Source organism: Rhodococcus sp. Q1 (assembly GCF_004153645.1).
In the GTDB taxonomy this organism is placed as follows: Bacteria; Actinomycetota; Actinomycetes; order Mycobacteriales; family Mycobacteriaceae; genus Rhodococcus; species Rhodococcus gordoniae.
Map to the genome: position 1 here is coordinate 133658 of NZ_SDMJ01000001.1, position 15534 is coordinate 149191.

At 68.0% G+C, this 15534-nt stretch carries 16 protein-coding genes; 9 read left to right on the forward strand and 7 right to left on the reverse strand.

What is annotated here, in order from left to right; genetic code table 11:
* Nucleotides 1–40 precede the first annotated feature (40 nt).
* Together EQ874_RS00600 and EQ874_RS00605 are read right to left on the reverse strand one after the other, a co-directional pair.
* Entirely contained in the window at nt 41–1594 is a 1554-nt protein-coding gene (locus tag EQ874_RS00600; protein ID WP_129974934.1) for a succinic semialdehyde dehydrogenase, read from the reverse strand.
* A gap of 65 nt (nt 1595–1659) precedes the next feature.
* Entirely contained in the window at nt 1660–2391 is a 732-nt protein-coding gene (locus EQ874_RS00605; RefSeq protein ID WP_129974936.1) for a GAF and ANTAR domain-containing protein, read from the reverse strand.
* Between the two features lie 134 nt (nt 2392–2525).
* Between EQ874_RS00605 and EQ874_RS00610 the strand changes: the two genes are divergently transcribed.
* Nucleotides 2526–4013 carry an adenylate/guanylate cyclase domain-containing protein gene (locus EQ874_RS00610; RefSeq protein WP_129974938.1) on the forward strand — a complete coding sequence of 496 codons (1488 nt, stop codon included), beginning with the start codon at nt 2526–2528 and terminating at the stop codon, nt 4011–4013.
* Between the two features lie 16 nt (nt 4014–4029).
* Here EQ874_RS00610 and EQ874_RS00615 read toward each other — a convergent pair whose 3' ends face one another.
* Nucleotides 4030–4656 carry an SRPBCC family protein gene (locus tag EQ874_RS00615; RefSeq protein ID WP_129974940.1) on the reverse strand — a complete coding sequence of 209 codons (627 nt, stop codon included), beginning with the start codon at nt 4654–4656 and terminating at the stop codon, nt 4030–4032.
* On the reverse strand, nt 4653–5036 hold the full coding sequence (locus EQ874_RS00620; protein ID WP_129974942.1) for a metalloregulator ArsR/SmtB family transcription factor: 384 nt from the start codon (nt 5034–5036) through the stop codon (nt 4653–4655). Before EQ874_RS00620 ends, EQ874_RS00615 begins: the two co-directional genes overlap by 4 nt.
* Before the next feature lie 68 nt (nt 5037–5104).
* Here EQ874_RS00620 and EQ874_RS00625 point away from each other — a divergent pair, with 68 nt between their 5' ends.
* The 3 genes from EQ874_RS00625 to rraA are packed head-to-tail and all read left to right on the forward strand — an operon-like array spanning nt 5105 to nt 7887.
* Entirely contained in the window at nt 5105–6949 is a 1845-nt protein-coding gene (locus EQ874_RS00625) for a long-chain fatty acid--CoA ligase (protein WP_129974944.1), read from the forward strand.
* Nucleotides 6950–6967: 18 nt separating this feature from the next.
* The gene (locus EQ874_RS00630; RefSeq protein ID WP_026003270.1) at nt 6968–7351 is read left to right on the forward strand and encodes a DUF5313 family protein; all 384 of its coding nucleotides are present in this window, start codon (nt 6968–6970) and stop codon (nt 7349–7351) included.
* A gap of 47 nt (nt 7352–7398) precedes the next feature.
* Nucleotides 7399–7887, forward strand: coding sequence for a ribonuclease E activity regulator RraA (rraA, locus tag EQ874_RS00635; protein ID WP_129974946.1), 489 nt, complete (start codon nt 7399–7401; stop codon nt 7885–7887).
* A gap of 24 nt (nt 7888–7911) precedes the next feature.
* On the opposite strand, the gene EQ874_RS00640 is transcribed toward rraA, so the two are convergent.
* Entirely contained in the window at nt 7912–8133 is a 222-nt protein-coding gene (locus tag EQ874_RS00640; RefSeq protein ID WP_064064212.1) for an RNA-binding S4 domain-containing protein, read from the reverse strand.
* Nucleotides 8134–8161: 28 nt separating this feature from the next.
* Between EQ874_RS00640 and EQ874_RS00645 the strand changes: the two genes are divergently transcribed.
* From EQ874_RS00645 to EQ874_RS00655, 3 genes are all read left to right on the forward strand, one after another.
* Nucleotides 8162–9517 (forward strand): deoxyribodipyrimidine photo-lyase, encoded by a 1356-nt coding sequence (locus tag EQ874_RS00645; RefSeq protein WP_129974948.1) that lies wholly within the window; start codon nt 8162–8164, stop codon nt 9515–9517.
* 257 nt (nt 9518–9774) lie between these two features.
* Complete coding sequence (locus tag EQ874_RS00650) at nt 9775–11139, forward strand: TIGR01777 family oxidoreductase (protein ID WP_129974950.1); 1365 nt, start codon at nt 9775–9777, stop codon at nt 11137–11139.
* On the forward strand, nt 11136–12599 hold the full coding sequence (locus EQ874_RS00655; protein ID WP_129974952.1) for an SDR family oxidoreductase: 1464 nt from the start codon (nt 11136–11138) through the stop codon (nt 12597–12599). The genes EQ874_RS00650 and EQ874_RS00655 overlap by 4 nt, the downstream gene beginning before the upstream one ends.
* Before the next feature lie 146 nt (nt 12600–12745).
* Here EQ874_RS00655 and EQ874_RS00660 read toward each other — a convergent pair whose 3' ends face one another.
* Together EQ874_RS00660 and EQ874_RS00665 are read right to left on the reverse strand one after the other, a co-directional pair.
* Entirely contained in the window at nt 12746–13336 is a 591-nt protein-coding gene (locus tag EQ874_RS00660; protein WP_129974954.1) for a lipocalin family protein, read from the reverse strand.
* A gap of 34 nt (nt 13337–13370) precedes the next feature.
* Nucleotides 13371–14039, reverse strand: coding sequence for a fasciclin domain-containing protein (locus tag EQ874_RS00665; protein ID WP_129974956.1), 669 nt, complete (start codon nt 14037–14039; stop codon nt 13371–13373).
* A gap of 170 nt (nt 14040–14209) precedes the next feature.
* Here EQ874_RS00665 and EQ874_RS00670 point away from each other — a divergent pair, with 170 nt between their 5' ends.
* Both EQ874_RS00670 and EQ874_RS00675 read left to right on the forward strand, forming a co-directional pair.
* Nucleotides 14210–14845 (forward strand): alpha/beta hydrolase, encoded by a 636-nt coding sequence (locus EQ874_RS00670; protein ID WP_129974957.1) that lies wholly within the window; start codon nt 14210–14212, stop codon nt 14843–14845.
* Entirely contained in the window at nt 14835–15464 is a 630-nt protein-coding gene (locus EQ874_RS00675; RefSeq protein ID WP_129974959.1) for a DUF1365 family protein, read from the forward strand. The genes EQ874_RS00670 and EQ874_RS00675 overlap by 11 nt, the downstream gene beginning before the upstream one ends.
* Nucleotides 15465–15534 lie beyond the last annotated feature (70 nt).

A 15534-nucleotide genomic window follows, 5' to 3' on the forward strand; every position in this document is an offset into this window, starting at 1 on the left:
GATCAGTATGCGCGACGCCCCGGGTCGATCGATCGGATCTCTAGCGCCCCGGCAGCCACTGCATCGACTCGACGAAGGGGGCGAGCATCTTCGCCCACACCCGCCGCGGGAGCCCGCGCGGACCGTCGAGGTTGAGCAACCGTGTCGTCGCGATCGTCTGTGCCTCGGTGTACTTGTACAGGCCTTCCGCGCCGTGGCGGCGGCCCATGCCGGAGATGCCCATGCCGCCCATCGGGGCATCGGTGCTCCCCCACGCCGGTGCGTACCCCTCGTCGACGTTCACCGTGCCGGCACGCACCCGCGCCGCCACGGCCTCGCCCTGCGCCTTCGTCGCGGCCCACACCGACGCGTTGAGTCCGTACTCGGTGTCGTTGGCCTCGCGGATCGCTTCCTCGACGTTCTCCACCGGGTAGATCGACACCACCGGCCCGAACGTCTCGCCCCGGTAGCACTCGGCGTCCTCGGGCACGTCGGTCAGCACCGTGGGTTCGAAGAACAGCGGGCCGAGATCGGGCCGTGCCTTTCCGCCCGCGACGACGGTCGCGCCCTTGGCGACGGCGTCCTCGACGTGCCGGGTCACGGTCTCGACCTGGCTCTCGCTGATGAGGCATCCCATCTCGGTGCCGAAGTCGTAGTCGGCACCGAGCGCCATCTCGCGCACCCGGGCGCCGAACATCCGGACGAACTCCGGCGCGATGGACTTCTCGACGTAGATCCGCTCGATCGAGATGCACAGCTGGCCGGAATTGGAGAAGCACGCCCGCACCGCGGCGTTCGTGACCTCGCGCAGGTTCGCCCCGGCCGTGACGATCATGGGGTTCTTGCCACCGAGTTCGGCGGAGAACCCGATCAGGCGCCGGCCGGCCTGCTCGGCGAGCAGACGTCCCGTCTCCGACGAACCTGTGAACATCAGGTAGTCGGCGTTCTCGACGATCGCGGTGCCCACCACGGTTCCGGGACCGGTGACCACGGCGAAGACGTCGCGGGGAACGCCGGCCTCGTAGAGGAGTTCGACGACGGCGAGCGCACAGTACGGGGTCTGGCTGTCGGGCTTGAGCACCACGCTGTTGCCGGCGAGCAGGGCGGGGATCGCGTCCGACACCGCCAGCGTCATCGGGTAGTTCCAGGGCGCGATCACGCCGACGACGCCCTTGGGATGGTGCAGGACGGTGGTCTTCGTCAGGATCGGCAGCATGCCCGTCGCCTTGCGGGGACGCAGCAGCTTCGGCGCGACGCGCGCGTAGAACCGCGCGGTCATCGAGATGTCGAGCACCTCTTCCTGCGCGGAGACACGGGACTTGCCGGTCTCGGCCTGCGCCATGTCCATGAGCTGCTCGCGCCGGGAGAGCACGAGCTCGCGGTACCGGTGCATGATCGCGGCGCGCTCGTCCACGGGCAGCTTCGCCCAGGCGACCTGCGCGGTGCGGGCCCGGTCGATCGCGGCCTTCGCGTCCTCGGCCGTGCCGACCGGGACGGTGGCCAGTTCCCGGCCGGTGAAGGCCTCGACGACGGGGCGGGTGGTCCGCTCGGCGGCGTCGGGGATCGCGATGAGGTCGGCAAGACGCTGGAAGGTCGCAGCGCTCGGAGCTGGCATGATGCACCCCTACCGGTGAGTAGTACTTGCAGTTTCACCAAACCTACCCGGGTGGGTGTGTGCTGTCACACAGGCGTGACGTCGATGCCCGTCTCCCGATCGTCGCGTCGCTCGGGACCCGCTTCGACGATTCCCTGGGCGACCTCCGCGAGGGGGACGTTGCTGTCCTGCGAGAGCCGGCGCAACAGTTCGAAGGCCGCGACGGCATCGACACCGAAACGCTCCATGATCATGCCCTTGGCCTGCCCGATGATGTCGCGGGTCGCCAAGGCGGACGCGAACTGCCCCTGACTGCGTGCCGCGCTCATTGCCATCGCCGCGTGAGCGGCGAGGACCTCGGCAGTCGCCTCCGCCGGAGGACCGAACGCCTCGGCTCTCGCAGAGAACATGTTCAGCGCTCCCATGCTCTCCTGATCGAGATACAGCTGGAAAGACAAGGCACTGAGTACACCCGCGTCCACCGCGGCCTTCGCGAAACGCGGCCACCGGGTATCCGTCCGCAGGTCTTCGGAGCGCACCACGAGGTACTTGAAGCTCGCATCGAGGCACGGACCCTCCCCGAACTGCTCCTGGACGTCGTCGAGGTGCTCGGCGAGTTCCGACGTCGCGGCGAGGGAGCGGAAATGCTTCCTTCCGGTCACGATGAGGATGTCGGCACAATCGGTCCCCTCCACCAGTTCGACCGCGGCCGAGGTCACACCGCGCAGGGTTTCGTCGAGATCGGACGGGCGGTAGAAACCGCGCGCGAGCTGCGCCATACGGCGTCCGATATCGCTCGCTTCCGGTGAACGTGTCATAGGAACATCCTCCCTCCCGCGGAATCCGTCACCCGACGGATCCGACGACCGGATCACCCGGTTCCGCGAGTCTTGCACGGCCGCCCCACCTTCGGAACACGACCTCTTCCGTTTCACCCCGTTAGGCTGTACGAGTGGATCCACCGGTCACCCGGTACCTGCCCCGCGACGGTCACAACCTGGCCTACGGGGTGGTCGGCGCGGGTCCCGCCGACGTCGTGTGGTTCTTCGAGGTCCAGATGCACCTGGATCTGCTGTGGACCGATCCGTACATGCACTCGCTCTTCGAACGCCTCGCGACCTACTCGCGCGCCGTCTACTTCCAGCGCCGCGGTTTCGGGCTCTCCGATCCCGTCGATCACGTGCCCACGATCGAACAGCAGGCGGAGGACGTCCTCGCCGTCATGGACGCCGAGCAGATCCGGCACGCCACACTCGTCGGGATCCACAGCACGTGCGGACCGCAGGTGCTCGTCGCGGCGACCGCTCCCGACCGTGTCCACGCGTTGATGCTCGTCGCGCCGTACTGCGAACCCCTGCTCGACTACGACCGGCCGCCGCACGGATGGACGGAGCCCGGGATCACCGATTTCGTCGAGTCGTGGCGCGACGCCGTCCGGCATTGGGGTGAGGGACTGACGGTGCCGTTGACCGACGCGCACGTCGACAGTCCCTACAACCGCCGGTTGATGGCCATGCTCGAGCGGTGCTCGGCGTCGCCGAGCACGATGAGCGCGCACCTCGAGGCGAGTCTGCGGATCGACTATTCGCACGCCCTCGGGTCGGTGCAGTGCCCCACGAAGGTGGTGCTGGTGTCCGGAGGTTCGATTCCGGTGGCCCCGGCGAGATATCTGGCCGGCCTGGTGCCGCACGGAGAGCTGGTGATCACCCGGCCGTCCCCGCGCGGCGCCGCGCTCGGCGAAGCATGGTCACAGGTCCAGACCATGGTCGAGGAACTCGTCCGCGGGTCCGTCCCACCCGTCGACGCCGGCCGGCGTTTCGCGGCAACCCTGTTCACCGACATCGTCGGGTCGACCAAGCTCCTCGCACGCATCGGCGACACCTCCTACCGGGCCCTGCTCGCACGTCACGAACGCGACGTCCGGTTCGCGGTGACCGAAGCGGGCGGGCGGCTGGTGAGCACCGTCGGGGACGGCACCTTCAGCCTGTTCGACGGGCCCGTGGCCGCCGTGCAGTGCGCGGCACGGATCGTCGAGGAGGCGCACCGTCTCGGATTCGAGGTCCGTGCCGGGGTACACGCCGGCATCGTCGAGCCGACCGGCACGGACGTCACAGGCATGACCGTGCACGTGGGCGCGCGGATCGGCGCCGCCGCCCGCCCGGGGGAAGTGCTCGTCTCGCGCCACGCGCGCGAGCTGGCCGGCGGATCGGGCCTGTGGTTCGCCGACCGGGGGTCGCATCGGCTCGCCGGCGTGCCGGGCAAGGTCCGTCTCTTCGCCCTCGTCGGCGGGCAGCCGACCCTGCAGGCGCCCCGCAGACGCGTCTCGCTCAACCCCTTCGACCGTGCCGTCCTGCGGGCGGCGCGACGCACCCCGCAGGTGTTGCGTTCCGCTGCCGCGCTTGCCAACGCCCGGCAGCGACGTCGCTCGGAGGAGAACTGAAGGGCCGGCCGGCTCGTCAGCCGCCGGTGTAGAACGCGCTCGTCCGGCCGGCGGCAGCGCGTGCCTGTTCGGGGTCCTCGCCGGCGGCGATATCGGCTTCGCACCAGGCCGCGCTGCTGTCTCGGACGAACTGCAGTCCCTCCTCCGACATCGACCAGGCTTCGAACTCCTTCGGATTCACCGATTCTCCCGATTCGAGGTGCAGACCGAGTCCGAGAAGTGCCAGATCCCAGCCGATACCGACCGCACCCGGACCGTACTGCTCCCAATGCTCGTCGGGGCGGGCGATGTGTGAGAGTTCCAGGCGCGCACGGCCTCCCGGTTCGGGGAGGATCGACACCTCGATCCAGCTGACCTGTCCCGCGAATTCCCAGGTGGCCGTGAACATCCGCGGCGGATCGCAGGTGAGGATCTCGCCGGCGGCGTTGCCTTCGAGCCGGTACCGGCCACCGACCTGGAGGTCGCCCTCGACGGGCAGGAACCAGCGGGGGATGCGCTGCGGATCGGTGCACGCCTCCCACAGGTCCTCGGCGCTCGTGCGGTAGCTGCGCGAGACCGTGACGACCTCGGCCTCGCGCCCCTCGACGGTGCGGCGCCCGACCGTGCGGCGATTCGTCTCGTTGCTCGTGATCACGTTCTTCATGAGGATCTCCTTCTCTCGTCGGGTCGGCGGATCGTGGGCGGGACCACATCCCGGCTCCGCCGCTCGCGCTTGCCGCGCGCGATCTCGGTCTCCAGGGCATCGAGCGCCGCGAGGACCGGCGGATGCAGGCCCGCGAGCCAGTCCTCGAGTTCCACGAGGACCGCGGGATCGAGTTCGTAGTAGCGCCGGGTGCCGTCCTTGTGGACGACCGCGAACCGCTGGTCGCGCAGGATCTTGAGATGTTGCGAGACTGCAGGCTGGGAAATCGAGAACTCCCGGCCGATCACCGCGACGATCTCACCCGCCGTCTGCGCACCGCCCGCGAGCAGTTCGAGAATGCGGCGTCGGACCGGATCTGCGAGGACCTCGAACCCGTGCACGAACCCCACTATATAAGTTTCTACTTATATTGACCAGAAGCACGGTTTTGCTCCCTAAACTTCGAGGCATGCCGACAACGACGCGCGTCTCCGAGGAAAAGGTCGACCGAGCGGTCATCGACAACCGCGCTCCCTCGGTCGCCCGTCTGCTGCTCGACCGAGTGTCCGCCACCCCCGACGAGGAGGCCTTCCGCTTCCCCGACGGGGCCGACGGATGGACGTCGGTCACCTGGGAACAGACCGGAGACCGGGTGCGGCTGCTCGCGGCCGGCCTGATCTCCCTGGGCATCGAATCCGAGGACCGCGTGGCCCTCGCCTCGTCCACCCGGTACGAATGGGTGCTCTCCGATCTCGCCGTCATGTGCGCGGGCGCGGCGACGACCACCGTCTACCCCACCACCCACGCCGCGGATGTCGCGTTCATCGTCGCCGATTCCGGCAGCCGAATCGTCATCGCCGAGGACGCAGCGCAGGTGGAGAAACTCGTCGGTCACCGTGGGGATCTCACCGAGGTCATGAAGGTCGTCGTTCTCGACGGTCCCGGCGACGGCGACTGGGTGATCGGCTTCGACGAACTCGCCGAGCTGGGCCGCGGCCTGCTCGCCGAGGACGCCGGAACCGTGCTCGACCGGATCCACAGCATCCGGGCCGAGCACCTGGCCACCCTCATCTACACCTCGGGCACCACCGGCAAACCCAAGGGCGTGCGCCTGCCGCACTCGGCGTGGACCTACGAGGCCGCCGCCATCGACGCGCTGCACATGCTCACCTCCGACGACCTGCAGTATCTGTGGCTGCCGTTGTCGCACGTCTTCGGAAAGGTGCTGCTCACCCTCCCCCTGCAGATCGGCTTCCCCACCGCGGTGGACGGCCGTGTCGACAAGATCGTCGAGAATCTTGCGGTCGTTCGCCCGACCTTCATGGGCGCGGCCCCACGCATCTTCGAGAAGGCGCACGCACGCGTCGAGGGGATGATGGAGGAGGAAGGCGGCGCCAAGAAGAAGATCTTCGACTGGGCCGTGGGTGTGGGCCGGAAGGTGTCGAAGGCACGACAGGCCGGCAGGTCGCCCGGCCTGCTCGACAATCTGCAGCACGGTCTCGCCGACAAGCTGGTCTTTTCCACCGTTCGCGAACGTTTCGGCGGCAGGCTGCGGTTCTTCATCTCCGGTTCGGCGGCACTCAACCCGGACGTCGGCGAATGGTTCGACGCCGTCGGCATCCCCGTCCTCGAAGGTTACGGTCTCACCGAGACCTCGGCGGCGACGTTCGTCAACCGTCCCTACGCCAACCGGATCGGCACGGTGGGCTGGCCCGTCCCGGGCACCGAGGTCCGCATCGCGGAGGACGGTGAGGTGCTCGTTCGCGGTCCCGGCGTGATGACCGGCTACCACAACCGGCCCGACGCGACCGCGGAGTCGCTCTCCGACGACGGGTGGTTCCGCACCGGCGACATCGGCAGCCTCGACGACGAGGGCTACCTGCGCATCACCGACCGCAAGAAGGACATGTTCAAGACGTCGCAGGGCAAGTACGTCGCGCCGTCGTCGCTGGCAGCGACGTTCAAGGGCATGTGCCCCTACGCCTCGGAGATCGTCGTCTACGGCGAGGGCAAGCCCTACTGCGTGGCGCTCGTGGCCCTGGATCCGGAGTCCGTCGGTGAGTGGGCGAACAGGAACGATGCGGGCGGTTCGTTCGAGGAGATCGCGCGGCACGAGAAGACCCACGGGCTGATCTCCGGGTACATCGACGAGCTGAACCTGCAGCTCAACCGGTGGGAGCAGATCAAGAAGTTCACGATCATCGAACGCGAACTGTCGGTCGAGTCGGGCGATCTGACGCCGAGTATGAAGCTGCGCCGGAAGGTCGTCGTCGACAACTTCGCGGACAGGCTGACCGGCCTGTACGAGAGGTGACGGCCTATCCTGGATCTCATGATGAGTAGTGCACGACCGAATTTCCCGCGGCGGATCGGCTACATGTTCGGTCGCACGCTACCGCCCGAGATGCGGGAGTGGGTACGCGACGACATCCTGGGCCCCGGCGGATCACGCCGGTACCTGCTGCGATGGAATCTTCCGGCGATCCCCTTGCTCCTGCTGTTCCTGCTGATCCCGGGACCGGTGTGGATCCCGATCTCGATGATGCTGTTGCTGCTGCTGCCGTGGACGTACTTCTCGGTGGCGTTGATGCCCATCTGGCAACGGCACCGGCTCCAGCAGCACGGCCTCGACCCGGAGCTGCTCAGCGCGAAGGCACGCGCACGCGCCGACCGCGAACGAGAGGACTACGAGCGTCGTTTCGGTCGCGCGTCCTGACCGGGCCTCCCACCGTACGGGGCACCGCGTCCGCCTATCCTCACACCATGAGCGACGCCACTGCCTTCACAGCCACCGCCGACCTCGCCGACGAGATCGGCCCGGACATCCGCAGCTGCGACACGCAGTTCATCCAGTTCGGCGGCCGCACCGAGTTCGTCGGCCCCATCACCACCATCCGCTGCTTCCAGGACAACCTGCTCGTCAAGCAGACCCTTTCCGAGCCGGGCAACGGCGGCGTGCTCGTCGTCGACGGCGGCGGCAGCATTCACACCGCGCTCATCGGCGACATCATCGCCGGTCGCGGTGTCGACAACGGCTGGGCCGGAGTCATCGTCAACGGCGCGGTCCGCGACTCCGCGATCCTGCGCACCCTCGACATCGGTATCAAGGCCCTCGGCACCAACCCGCGCAAGAGCACCCAGACCGGTTCGGGCGAGAAGAACGTGCCCGTCGAGATCGGCGGCGTGACGTTCAACCCCGGCGAGATCGTCTACAGCGACTCCGACGGCGTCGTCGTCCGCGCCGAGAACTGATCGCCGGGCGCGCGGGTCACCACATCATTCGTGCGCGACCCGCGCGCTCGCACCGGCGATCTCCACCACGTCGCCCACCTTCAGCTGACGGCCGCGACGCTCCTCCACCTCACCGTTGACCGACACGAGGCCGTCGGCGATCACTTCCTTGGCTTCTGCACCCGATTCGATGAGGCTCGCGAGCTTGAGGAACTGACCGAGCCGGATCGACTCGTCACGGATCGGTACATCGAATGCGTCGGACATGGCACCCATTGTCCCCGACACTGGATCCATGGCCCGCCCCAGCATCATCTGGTTCCGTCGTGATCTCCGGCTGAACGATCTGCCCACTCTGCTCACCGCCACCGAGGCCGCCGACGAGGTGCTCGCTCTGTTCGTCCTCGACGACGCACTGCTCCGGCCCTCCGGGGCGCGTCGTCGCGACTTCCTCACAGGTTGCCTGCGAGCACTCGACCGGGATCTCGGCGGGCGCCTGCTCGTCGTCCGGGGGGACCCCGCGACGGTCGTGCCGTCGGTGGTCGCCGAGTTCGACGCGACCGCAGTCCACATCAGTTCCGACCACGGCCCGTACGGCACGCGACGCGACCGCGCGGTGGCCGATGCTCTCGGCGACGTTCCGTTGGTGGCCACCGGCTCCCCCTACGCCGTCACCCCGGGCCGCGTGAAGAAACCCGACGGCACTGCCTACAAGGTGTTCTCGGCCTTCCGGCGCGCCTGGAACGACCACGGCCGGCACACGCCCGCAGCGACCGGCCCGGACACCGCCGACTGGGTGGACCCGACCGGCTGCTCCGCACGTGTCCCGATTCCGGACGAGGGTGACGAGCCCACGCCGCCCGCCGGTGAAGCAGCTGCGGTGGAGCGGTGGCAGGAATTCCTCGACGACGGTCTCGAGCGGTATGCCACCGACCGCGACCGGCCGGCCTTCGACGGCACCAGCGGACTCTCCCCCTATCTGAAGTTCGGCTGCATCCATCCGCGGACCCTGTTGCACGACCTGCGGAACCGCTCGGACGAGGGTGCCGCCACCTTCCGCAGCGAACTGGCGTGGCGCGACTTCTACGCCGACGTCCTGTTCCACCGCCCCGAGACCGCGCGCACCAACTACAACGGCAACTTCGACGCCATCACCTACGATTCCGGGCCCGACGCCGACGCCCTGTTCACCGCGTGGTGCGAGGGCCGCACGGGATTCCCGATCGTGGATGCCGGGATGCGGCAGCTCCTCGCCGAGGGAGTCATGCACAACCGGGTACGGATGATCGTCGCGTCGTTCCTCACGAAGGACCTTCACCTTCCGTGGTGGCGCGGGGCACGACATTTCATGGAGCATCTGGTGGACGGCGATCTGGCATCCAATCAACACAACTGGCAGTGGACCGCGGGCAGCGGCACCGACGCCGCCCCGTACTTCCGGGTGTTCAACCCGACGCGGCAGGGCGAGAAGTTCGATCCGACGGGTGAATACGTGCGCAGATGGGTACCCGAACTGCGGAGCGTCGACGGCGCTCGTGTGCACAGTCTGCCCGACGGCCCTCCGGACGGATATCCCGAACCGGTCGTCGATCACGCACACGAACGTCGGGTCGCTCTGGACAGATACGAGCGAATTCGCTCACCCCGATGAGAAAGACGGCGAAGCGACCCATCCGATCGTATCGGTGCTCCGAACACCTTCTGGACGGACACCGTGTTCGCCGTAGAACCAACGAAAGGACACCGCAGTGCGCGCACTCGTCGAAACCGCTTTCATGGCCATCCACACCCCGCTCGTCGAGGCATACACCTTCCTGATCAGCGTCCTTCCTGCTTGAGTGGATACGGCGCCGGAGCCCGCTCCGGCGCCGTGACCACAGGGACGGCATCGGCAACGGGAGGCACAGTATGGGGATCGAGTTCTCGAGTGTCGTCGACGCACCGCGCGACGACGTGTTCGACTGGCACTCCCGTCCCGGCGCCATACTCCGCCTGATCCCACCCTGGCAACCCATGAACGTCATCGCCGAGGCCGATTCCCTCGAATCCGGCACGGCCGTCCTCGGTCTCCCCGGTGGACTGCAGTGGATCTCCCGGCACGATCCCGAGGATTACGATCCGCCCGCACGTTTCGTCGACGAACTCTCGCACGACGGTCTGCTGTCGCGTCCCGCCACCGCGATCGGTTCGTGGCGGCACGAACACCTTTTCGACGCCGTCGGCGAGTTCCGTACCCGCGTCACCGATCGCGTCGTCACACCGGTGCCGGGTCGCTTCCTCACTCAGACCTTCCGTTACCGCCACCGCCAGCTCGCCGATGACCTTGCGAGCCACCGCTGGTCGCACGCGCAGGGCATCCGGCCGGCGACCGTCGCGGTGACCGGGTCGAGCGGCCTCGTGGGCACCGCCCTGACGGCCTTCCTGTCCACGGGCGGATATCACGTGATCCGGCTCGTCCGCCGACCGTCGCGGCGACCGGACGATCGACACTGGGATCCCCACGATCCGGCGCCCGACCTGCTCGAAGGTGTCGACGCCGTCGTCCATCTGGCGGGTGCCTCGATCGCCGGCCGGTTCACCGACTCGCACAAGGCCGCAGTCCGCGACAGCCGGATCGAGCCGACACGACGGCTCGCCGAACTCGCCGCGAGAACACCCAACGGCCCCGCGACCTTCGTCTCCGCGTCCGCGATCGGCCTCTACGGCTACGATCGCGGCGACACCCCGCTCGACGAGCACGCCTCCCGCGGAACCGGTTTCCTCGCCGACGTCGTCGCCGACTGGGAGGCCGCCACGCGTCCCGCGGAGAAGAAGGGCCTGCGGGTCGTGCACGTACGCACGGGCATCGTCCAGACACCCCGCGGCGGCACACTGCAATTGATGCGGCCACTGTTCGCGAGCGGTCTCGGAGGCCGGCTCGGCGACGGCCGGCAATGGTTCTCCTGGATCGACATCGACGACCTCGTCGACGTCTACCACCGCGCGCTCACCGATCCCGCCCTGGCCGGACCGGTGAACGCCGTTGCGCCGCAACCGGTGCGCAACGAGGAGTACACGCGGGTGCTGGCATCGGTGCTGCACCGTCCGGCGCTGCTGCCCGTCCCCGGTTTCGGACCCCGATTGCTGCTCGGCGAGGAGGGCGCGCGGGAGGTCGCCCGGGCCGACCAGTTCGTCGTCCCGAAGGCCTTGCTCGACATCGGGTATCGATTCCGGCGTCCCGATCTCGAAGCATCGCTGCGCCATCAACTCGGCCACATCCTGGAGGAGACGTGATCCCAACCCGCATCCTCGTCACCGGGGCGACCGGTTACATCGGTGGCAGGCTCGTTCCGCGACTGCTCGAGGCGGGTTACCGCGTACGGGTCTTCGTCCGCAGCCCCGACAAGTTGCGCGACGTACCGTGGGCGAGCGACGTCGAGATCACCCGCGGCGACCTCGACGATCCCGAATCCCTGCGTGAGGCCTGCCGCGATATCGACGTCGTGTACTACCTTGTGCATTCGATGGGCGGCCGCGACGAGTTCGTCGATGCGGAGAAACGGGCCGCGCAGAACGTCGCCGATGCCGCACGCGATTGCGGTGTGTCCCGCATCGTGTACCTCGGCGGTTTGCACCCCGATGCGACCGAACTCTCGCCACACCTGTACTCACGGGCTCAGGTCGGACGGATCCTGACGGAGTCCGGAGTGCCCACACTCGTGCTGCAGGCCGGTGTCGTGATCGGTTCGGGTTCTGCGTCGTTCGAGATGGTCCGGCACCTGAGCAATCGACTGCCGGTGATGACGACCCCGCGGTGGGTGAACAACCGGATCCAGCCCATCGCGGTACGCGACGTCCTGCACTATCTGGTCGCCGCCGCCGAGGCTCCTCTTCCCCGCAGCGGCGCCTACGACATCGGTGGGCCCGACGTCCTGCGGTACGGCGAGATGATGCAGCAGTACGCGGAGGTCGCCGGGCTGACGAAGCGACGGATCCTCGTCCTTCCGGTTCTCACACCGAAACTCGCCGGGCTGTGGATCGGCCTGGTCACGCCCATCCCTCCCGCGCTCGGGCGCGCACTGCTCGAATCGCTGTCCACCGACGCGGTGATGCGCAACCACGACATCGATACGATCATCCCCCCACCGGAGTCCGGCCCGACCGGTTACCGCGACGCCGTCCGTCTCGCTCTCGGCCGCCTCGAACGGGGCGAGGTGGAGACGACGTGGACGAACGCGTCCCCGGTCGGTGCACCCGCCGACCCGCTGCCCTCCGACCCCGACTGGGCCGGAGAGGTCGTCTTCACCGACGAACGTTCGCTCGAGTCCGATTCCCCGCCGGAGAAGGTGTTCGCCGTCGTGGAGAGCATCGGAGGCGAGAACGGTTGGTACTCCTTCCCGTTGGCATGGACGATCCGCGGCTGGCTCGACCGGTTCGTCGGTGGCGTCGGACCCGACCGGGGACGCCGGCACCCGAAGACGTTGCATACCGGTGACGCCCTGGACTTCTGGCGCGTCGAACGCATCGAGCGCCCGACGCTGCTGCGCCTGCGCGCGGAGATGCGGGCACCCGGCGGGGCCTGGCTCGAGTGGCGGGTCGAACCCCTGGAGTCGGGTCGCTCGCGAGTGCACCAGCGCGCGATCTTCTTCCCGCGCGGACTCGCAGGACGGCTCTACTGGTACGCGCTGGTTCCGTTCCACGGCATCATCTTCCGGGGCATGCTCGAGAACATCGCCGGTACCGCCGGCCGCTAGGGCGATCTGCTCATTCTTCGCCATTCGCTGCAGCACATTGCCGTTGCAGATGGTCGATTCGTGAGCGGATGGTACAGATACGACGAATCGGGGTGGTGTGCGGATCTTCCTCTGGATCCGCACACCACCCCGATTCGTCCCGAGAGTCACACAGTGCAGAGCGGTCTGATCTCCTGCAGTCCCTCGGTGGTGGGTGAGGTGAGCATCAGGCACGAGTTGTACCCACTCGCCTCGACGACACCCCGGATCTCGCGCCACGCGTCGGCGCCGACGACGGGCGAACGCGACAGGACGAATCCGGAGATGCGTGTCGGGTCACCGACCAATGCCCACGAGTAATCGTCCGCGAGATACGTGACGATGTAGTTGCTCGGCCCGTCGAGCGAATCCTGGAACGGGACATCGGGGAACGACACGTGCAGCGAGGCTGTGTCGTTCACACGGGCGTTCCCGACGATACCGCGGCGGTCCCCGGTGATCGTGGTGCACGAGTTCTCCACACGCACATTGCGTTCGTCGAGCAGTGTGTAGAACGCGGTCGTGTCGCGCACGCAGTCGATATTGTAGGGGGCAGGATTGGCGGCGAGCTGATACCACTGCCCCACATACCGATTCACGTCCAGCTGTGAAACCGGGGTGAGAGGCGCTGCGGCGGCGGGCGTGGCGAACAGGAGCGCGCCCGCGGCGGCGATGAACGCCGCCGCAAGCCCCCGACCGCCGTGTCGGGACCAACGCATGTCTTCTACCTTTCCGTCGAGCGGGTAATGGTGGTTACTGGGGCTGGAGGACGCCGTCGATCAGGTACACGGTGGCGTTCTCGGTCTCGATACCACCGCAGATGACGTTGGCGTCGTTGACCTTCAGCATGTCGCCTTCACCGGAGACCTCGACGGTGCCGCCTTGCACGGTGGTCTGTGTGCCGACGACATCGGCCGGGGCCAGCTCACCCGGAACCACGTGGTAGGTGAGAATGTCGGTGAGCAGGGCCGAATCGGTCTGGAGGGTCTGGACGGTCTCGGGTGGCAGGGCCGCGAAAGCATCGTCGACCGGCGCGAATACGGTGAACTCGCCGCCGTTGAGAGTCTCGACCAGGTTCACGTCGGGATTGAGCTGCCCGGAGACGGCCTGCGTGAGAGTGGTCAGGATCGGAACATTTCCGGCGGCTTCGGCGACCGGCTGGTTCGCGAGTTCTTCGACGGAGGAGGGCCCGCTCGGATTCGCGGCGACGTAGTCGGCACACCCCGGGCCGACCGGGCCGGCAGCGGGGGCTGCGGTTCCGGTTGCAGCCGTGGTGGTTTCCTCCATGGTTTCCTGCGTGGTCTGCATGGTGGTGGTGTCGGTGGTGTCCGTGCCCGAATCATCCGAACACGCCGCGACACCCAGCAGGGAGATCGCACCGATTCCGACGGCGGCCAGGCTCTTGCGCGCAGTGACGTTCATGACTGTGATTCCCTTCGTAGGCCGTGACCGGAAACGGCCACGTCGATCAGGTGTGTCACCGGTCATTCGAACCTCGGGGCCGCGCGGATGGGTCGGGATCGAGAGAATTTTTTCCGGATCGGTATCCGCCGGGAACCCATCCGCATCGCCCTTCGCTCCGAATGGCGGTCATGGACAAGTTCTCGGATCCCCGACCGGCACACGTGCTCGTGCTGCCCGACGGGTGTCCGGTCGGTGCCACCCCACCACGGCCGTGGCATCTGTCGCAGATTCGCATGCGTCTGTTCGCCGACGCACTGCGCCTGCGACTGAGTCGGTACGACATCGCGGTCGATCTCGTCGACTACCGCTGTCGCGGATGGAACGGCGATCACATGAGCCCGGTCCGCGACGGCCTGCGGGCGATCGAGTCGGTGACGCGGCGCCGCGGGGACGTCCGGCTCGGACTGGTCGGGCACGCGATGGGCGCGAGGGCGATCGCGCATCTCGCGGCCCAGCACGGAGTGGAGGCCCTCGTCGCCCTGGCGCCGTGGTGGCCGGCCGACGACGCCGATCTGATTCCCGCCGGTCGGCACCTGCTGGTCGCGCACGGCACGGAGGACACCCGGACCGATCCCCGGATGGCGCAGAGCCAGGCGATGGCGGCCGGAGACCGCGGTGTGCGCGCACGGTGGCGGCCTCTGCCCGGAGCAGGACATTTCCTCCTCACCGACCCTCGATGGTGGGCCGACACCACGGCCGATTTCCTCACGTGCACACTGTCGGGGAAACCGACCACGTGCCCCGGAGACGACCATGCATCCTGACCTTCCCCGCGCAGTCGCGATGATCGGAGACGATGTCGAGTTCCCGGGTGGCCGGGTCGTGGTCACGCCGGCGATCTACCGCACCTTCGTGCGCCACGCGCAGGGATCGTCCGAGCGCCCGTCGCTCGAATATCGCGGCTTCAGCTGGGTCATGGACGTCGACGAGACACCGTCGTCGCCGTGGTGGCTGCGCATGCTGACGCGGTTCGATCCGTGGGATCACTTCGTCGCGAGTGATTCCGACACCTTCCGCGGACGCGTCGAGGACCACCTCGTCGCCGACGGAGTGAGAGTGCCGGGAGGACGGATCACGGCGCTGCTGAACATCCGGCGTCTCGGTCGCGGATCGGATCCGCTGAATCTGTTCTGGTGCCACGATCCGAGCGGCTCGCTGGCCTGCGTCGTCGCCGAGATCCACACGCGCCGGAGCGGACGGCACTGCTACACGCTGCGCTCGGACGAGATCGACATCGTCACCCGCGCCGGCGCCGGCGACATGTTCGCCCTCTCGGTCGCCCTGCGGCGGCCCGGCGTGCCGATGTTCACCGCGACCGTCAGTGGCGAACGGATGCCCGCCGACCTCGCGACGGTCCTGCGCGCACGGATGTGGATGGGGTGACGCTCGTGGTCGACACGGTTGCCTTGAGCGGAGGAAAGGTCCCGGCTAGGCTTTCCCCCGATGAGCGGAC

What these genes read in the sequence shown, in the direction of transcription:
- EQ874_RS00650 (WP_129974950.1), top strand. Translation starts at nt 9,775, where the DNA reads ATGGGGATCGAGTTCTCGAGTGTCGTCGACGCACCGCGCGACGACGTG.
- EQ874_RS00640 (WP_064064212.1), bottom strand. Translation starts at nt 8,133, where the DNA reads ATGTCCGACGCATTCGATGTACCGATCCGTGACGAGTCGATCCGGCTC.
- EQ874_RS00630 (WP_026003270.1), top strand. Translation starts at nt 6,968, where the DNA reads ATGATGAGTAGTGCACGACCGAATTTCCCGCGGCGGATCGGCTACATG.
- EQ874_RS00625 (WP_129974944.1), top strand. Translation starts at nt 5,105, where the DNA reads ATGCCGACAACGACGCGCGTCTCCGAGGAAAAGGTCGACCGAGCGGTC.
- EQ874_RS00600 (WP_129974934.1), bottom strand. Translation starts at nt 1,594, where the DNA reads ATGCCAGCTCCGAGCGCTGCGACCTTCCAGCGTCTTGCCGACCTCATC.
- EQ874_RS00605 (WP_129974936.1), bottom strand. Translation starts at nt 2,391, where the DNA reads ATGACACGTTCACCGGAAGCGAGCGATATCGGACGCCGTATGGCGCAG.
- EQ874_RS00615 (WP_129974940.1), bottom strand. Translation starts at nt 4,656, where the DNA reads ATGAAGAACGTGATCACGAGCAACGAGACGAATCGCCGCACGGTCGGG.
- EQ874_RS00645 (WP_129974948.1), top strand. Translation starts at nt 8,162, where the DNA reads ATGGCCCGCCCCAGCATCATCTGGTTCCGTCGTGATCTCCGGCTGAAC.
- EQ874_RS00660 (WP_129974954.1), bottom strand. Translation starts at nt 13,336, where the DNA reads ATGCGTTGGTCCCGACACGGCGGTCGGGGGCTTGCGGCGGCGTTCATC.
- rraA (WP_129974946.1), top strand. Translation starts at nt 7,399, where the DNA reads ATGAGCGACGCCACTGCCTTCACAGCCACCGCCGACCTCGCCGACGAG.
- EQ874_RS00670 (WP_129974957.1), top strand. Translation starts at nt 14,210, where the DNA reads ATGGACAAGTTCTCGGATCCCCGACCGGCACACGTGCTCGTGCTGCCC.
- EQ874_RS00675 (WP_129974959.1), top strand. Translation starts at nt 14,835, where the DNA reads ATGCATCCTGACCTTCCCCGCGCAGTCGCGATGATCGGAGACGATGTC.
- EQ874_RS00665 (WP_129974956.1), bottom strand. Translation starts at nt 14,039, where the DNA reads ATGAACGTCACTGCGCGCAAGAGCCTGGCCGCCGTCGGAATCGGTGCG.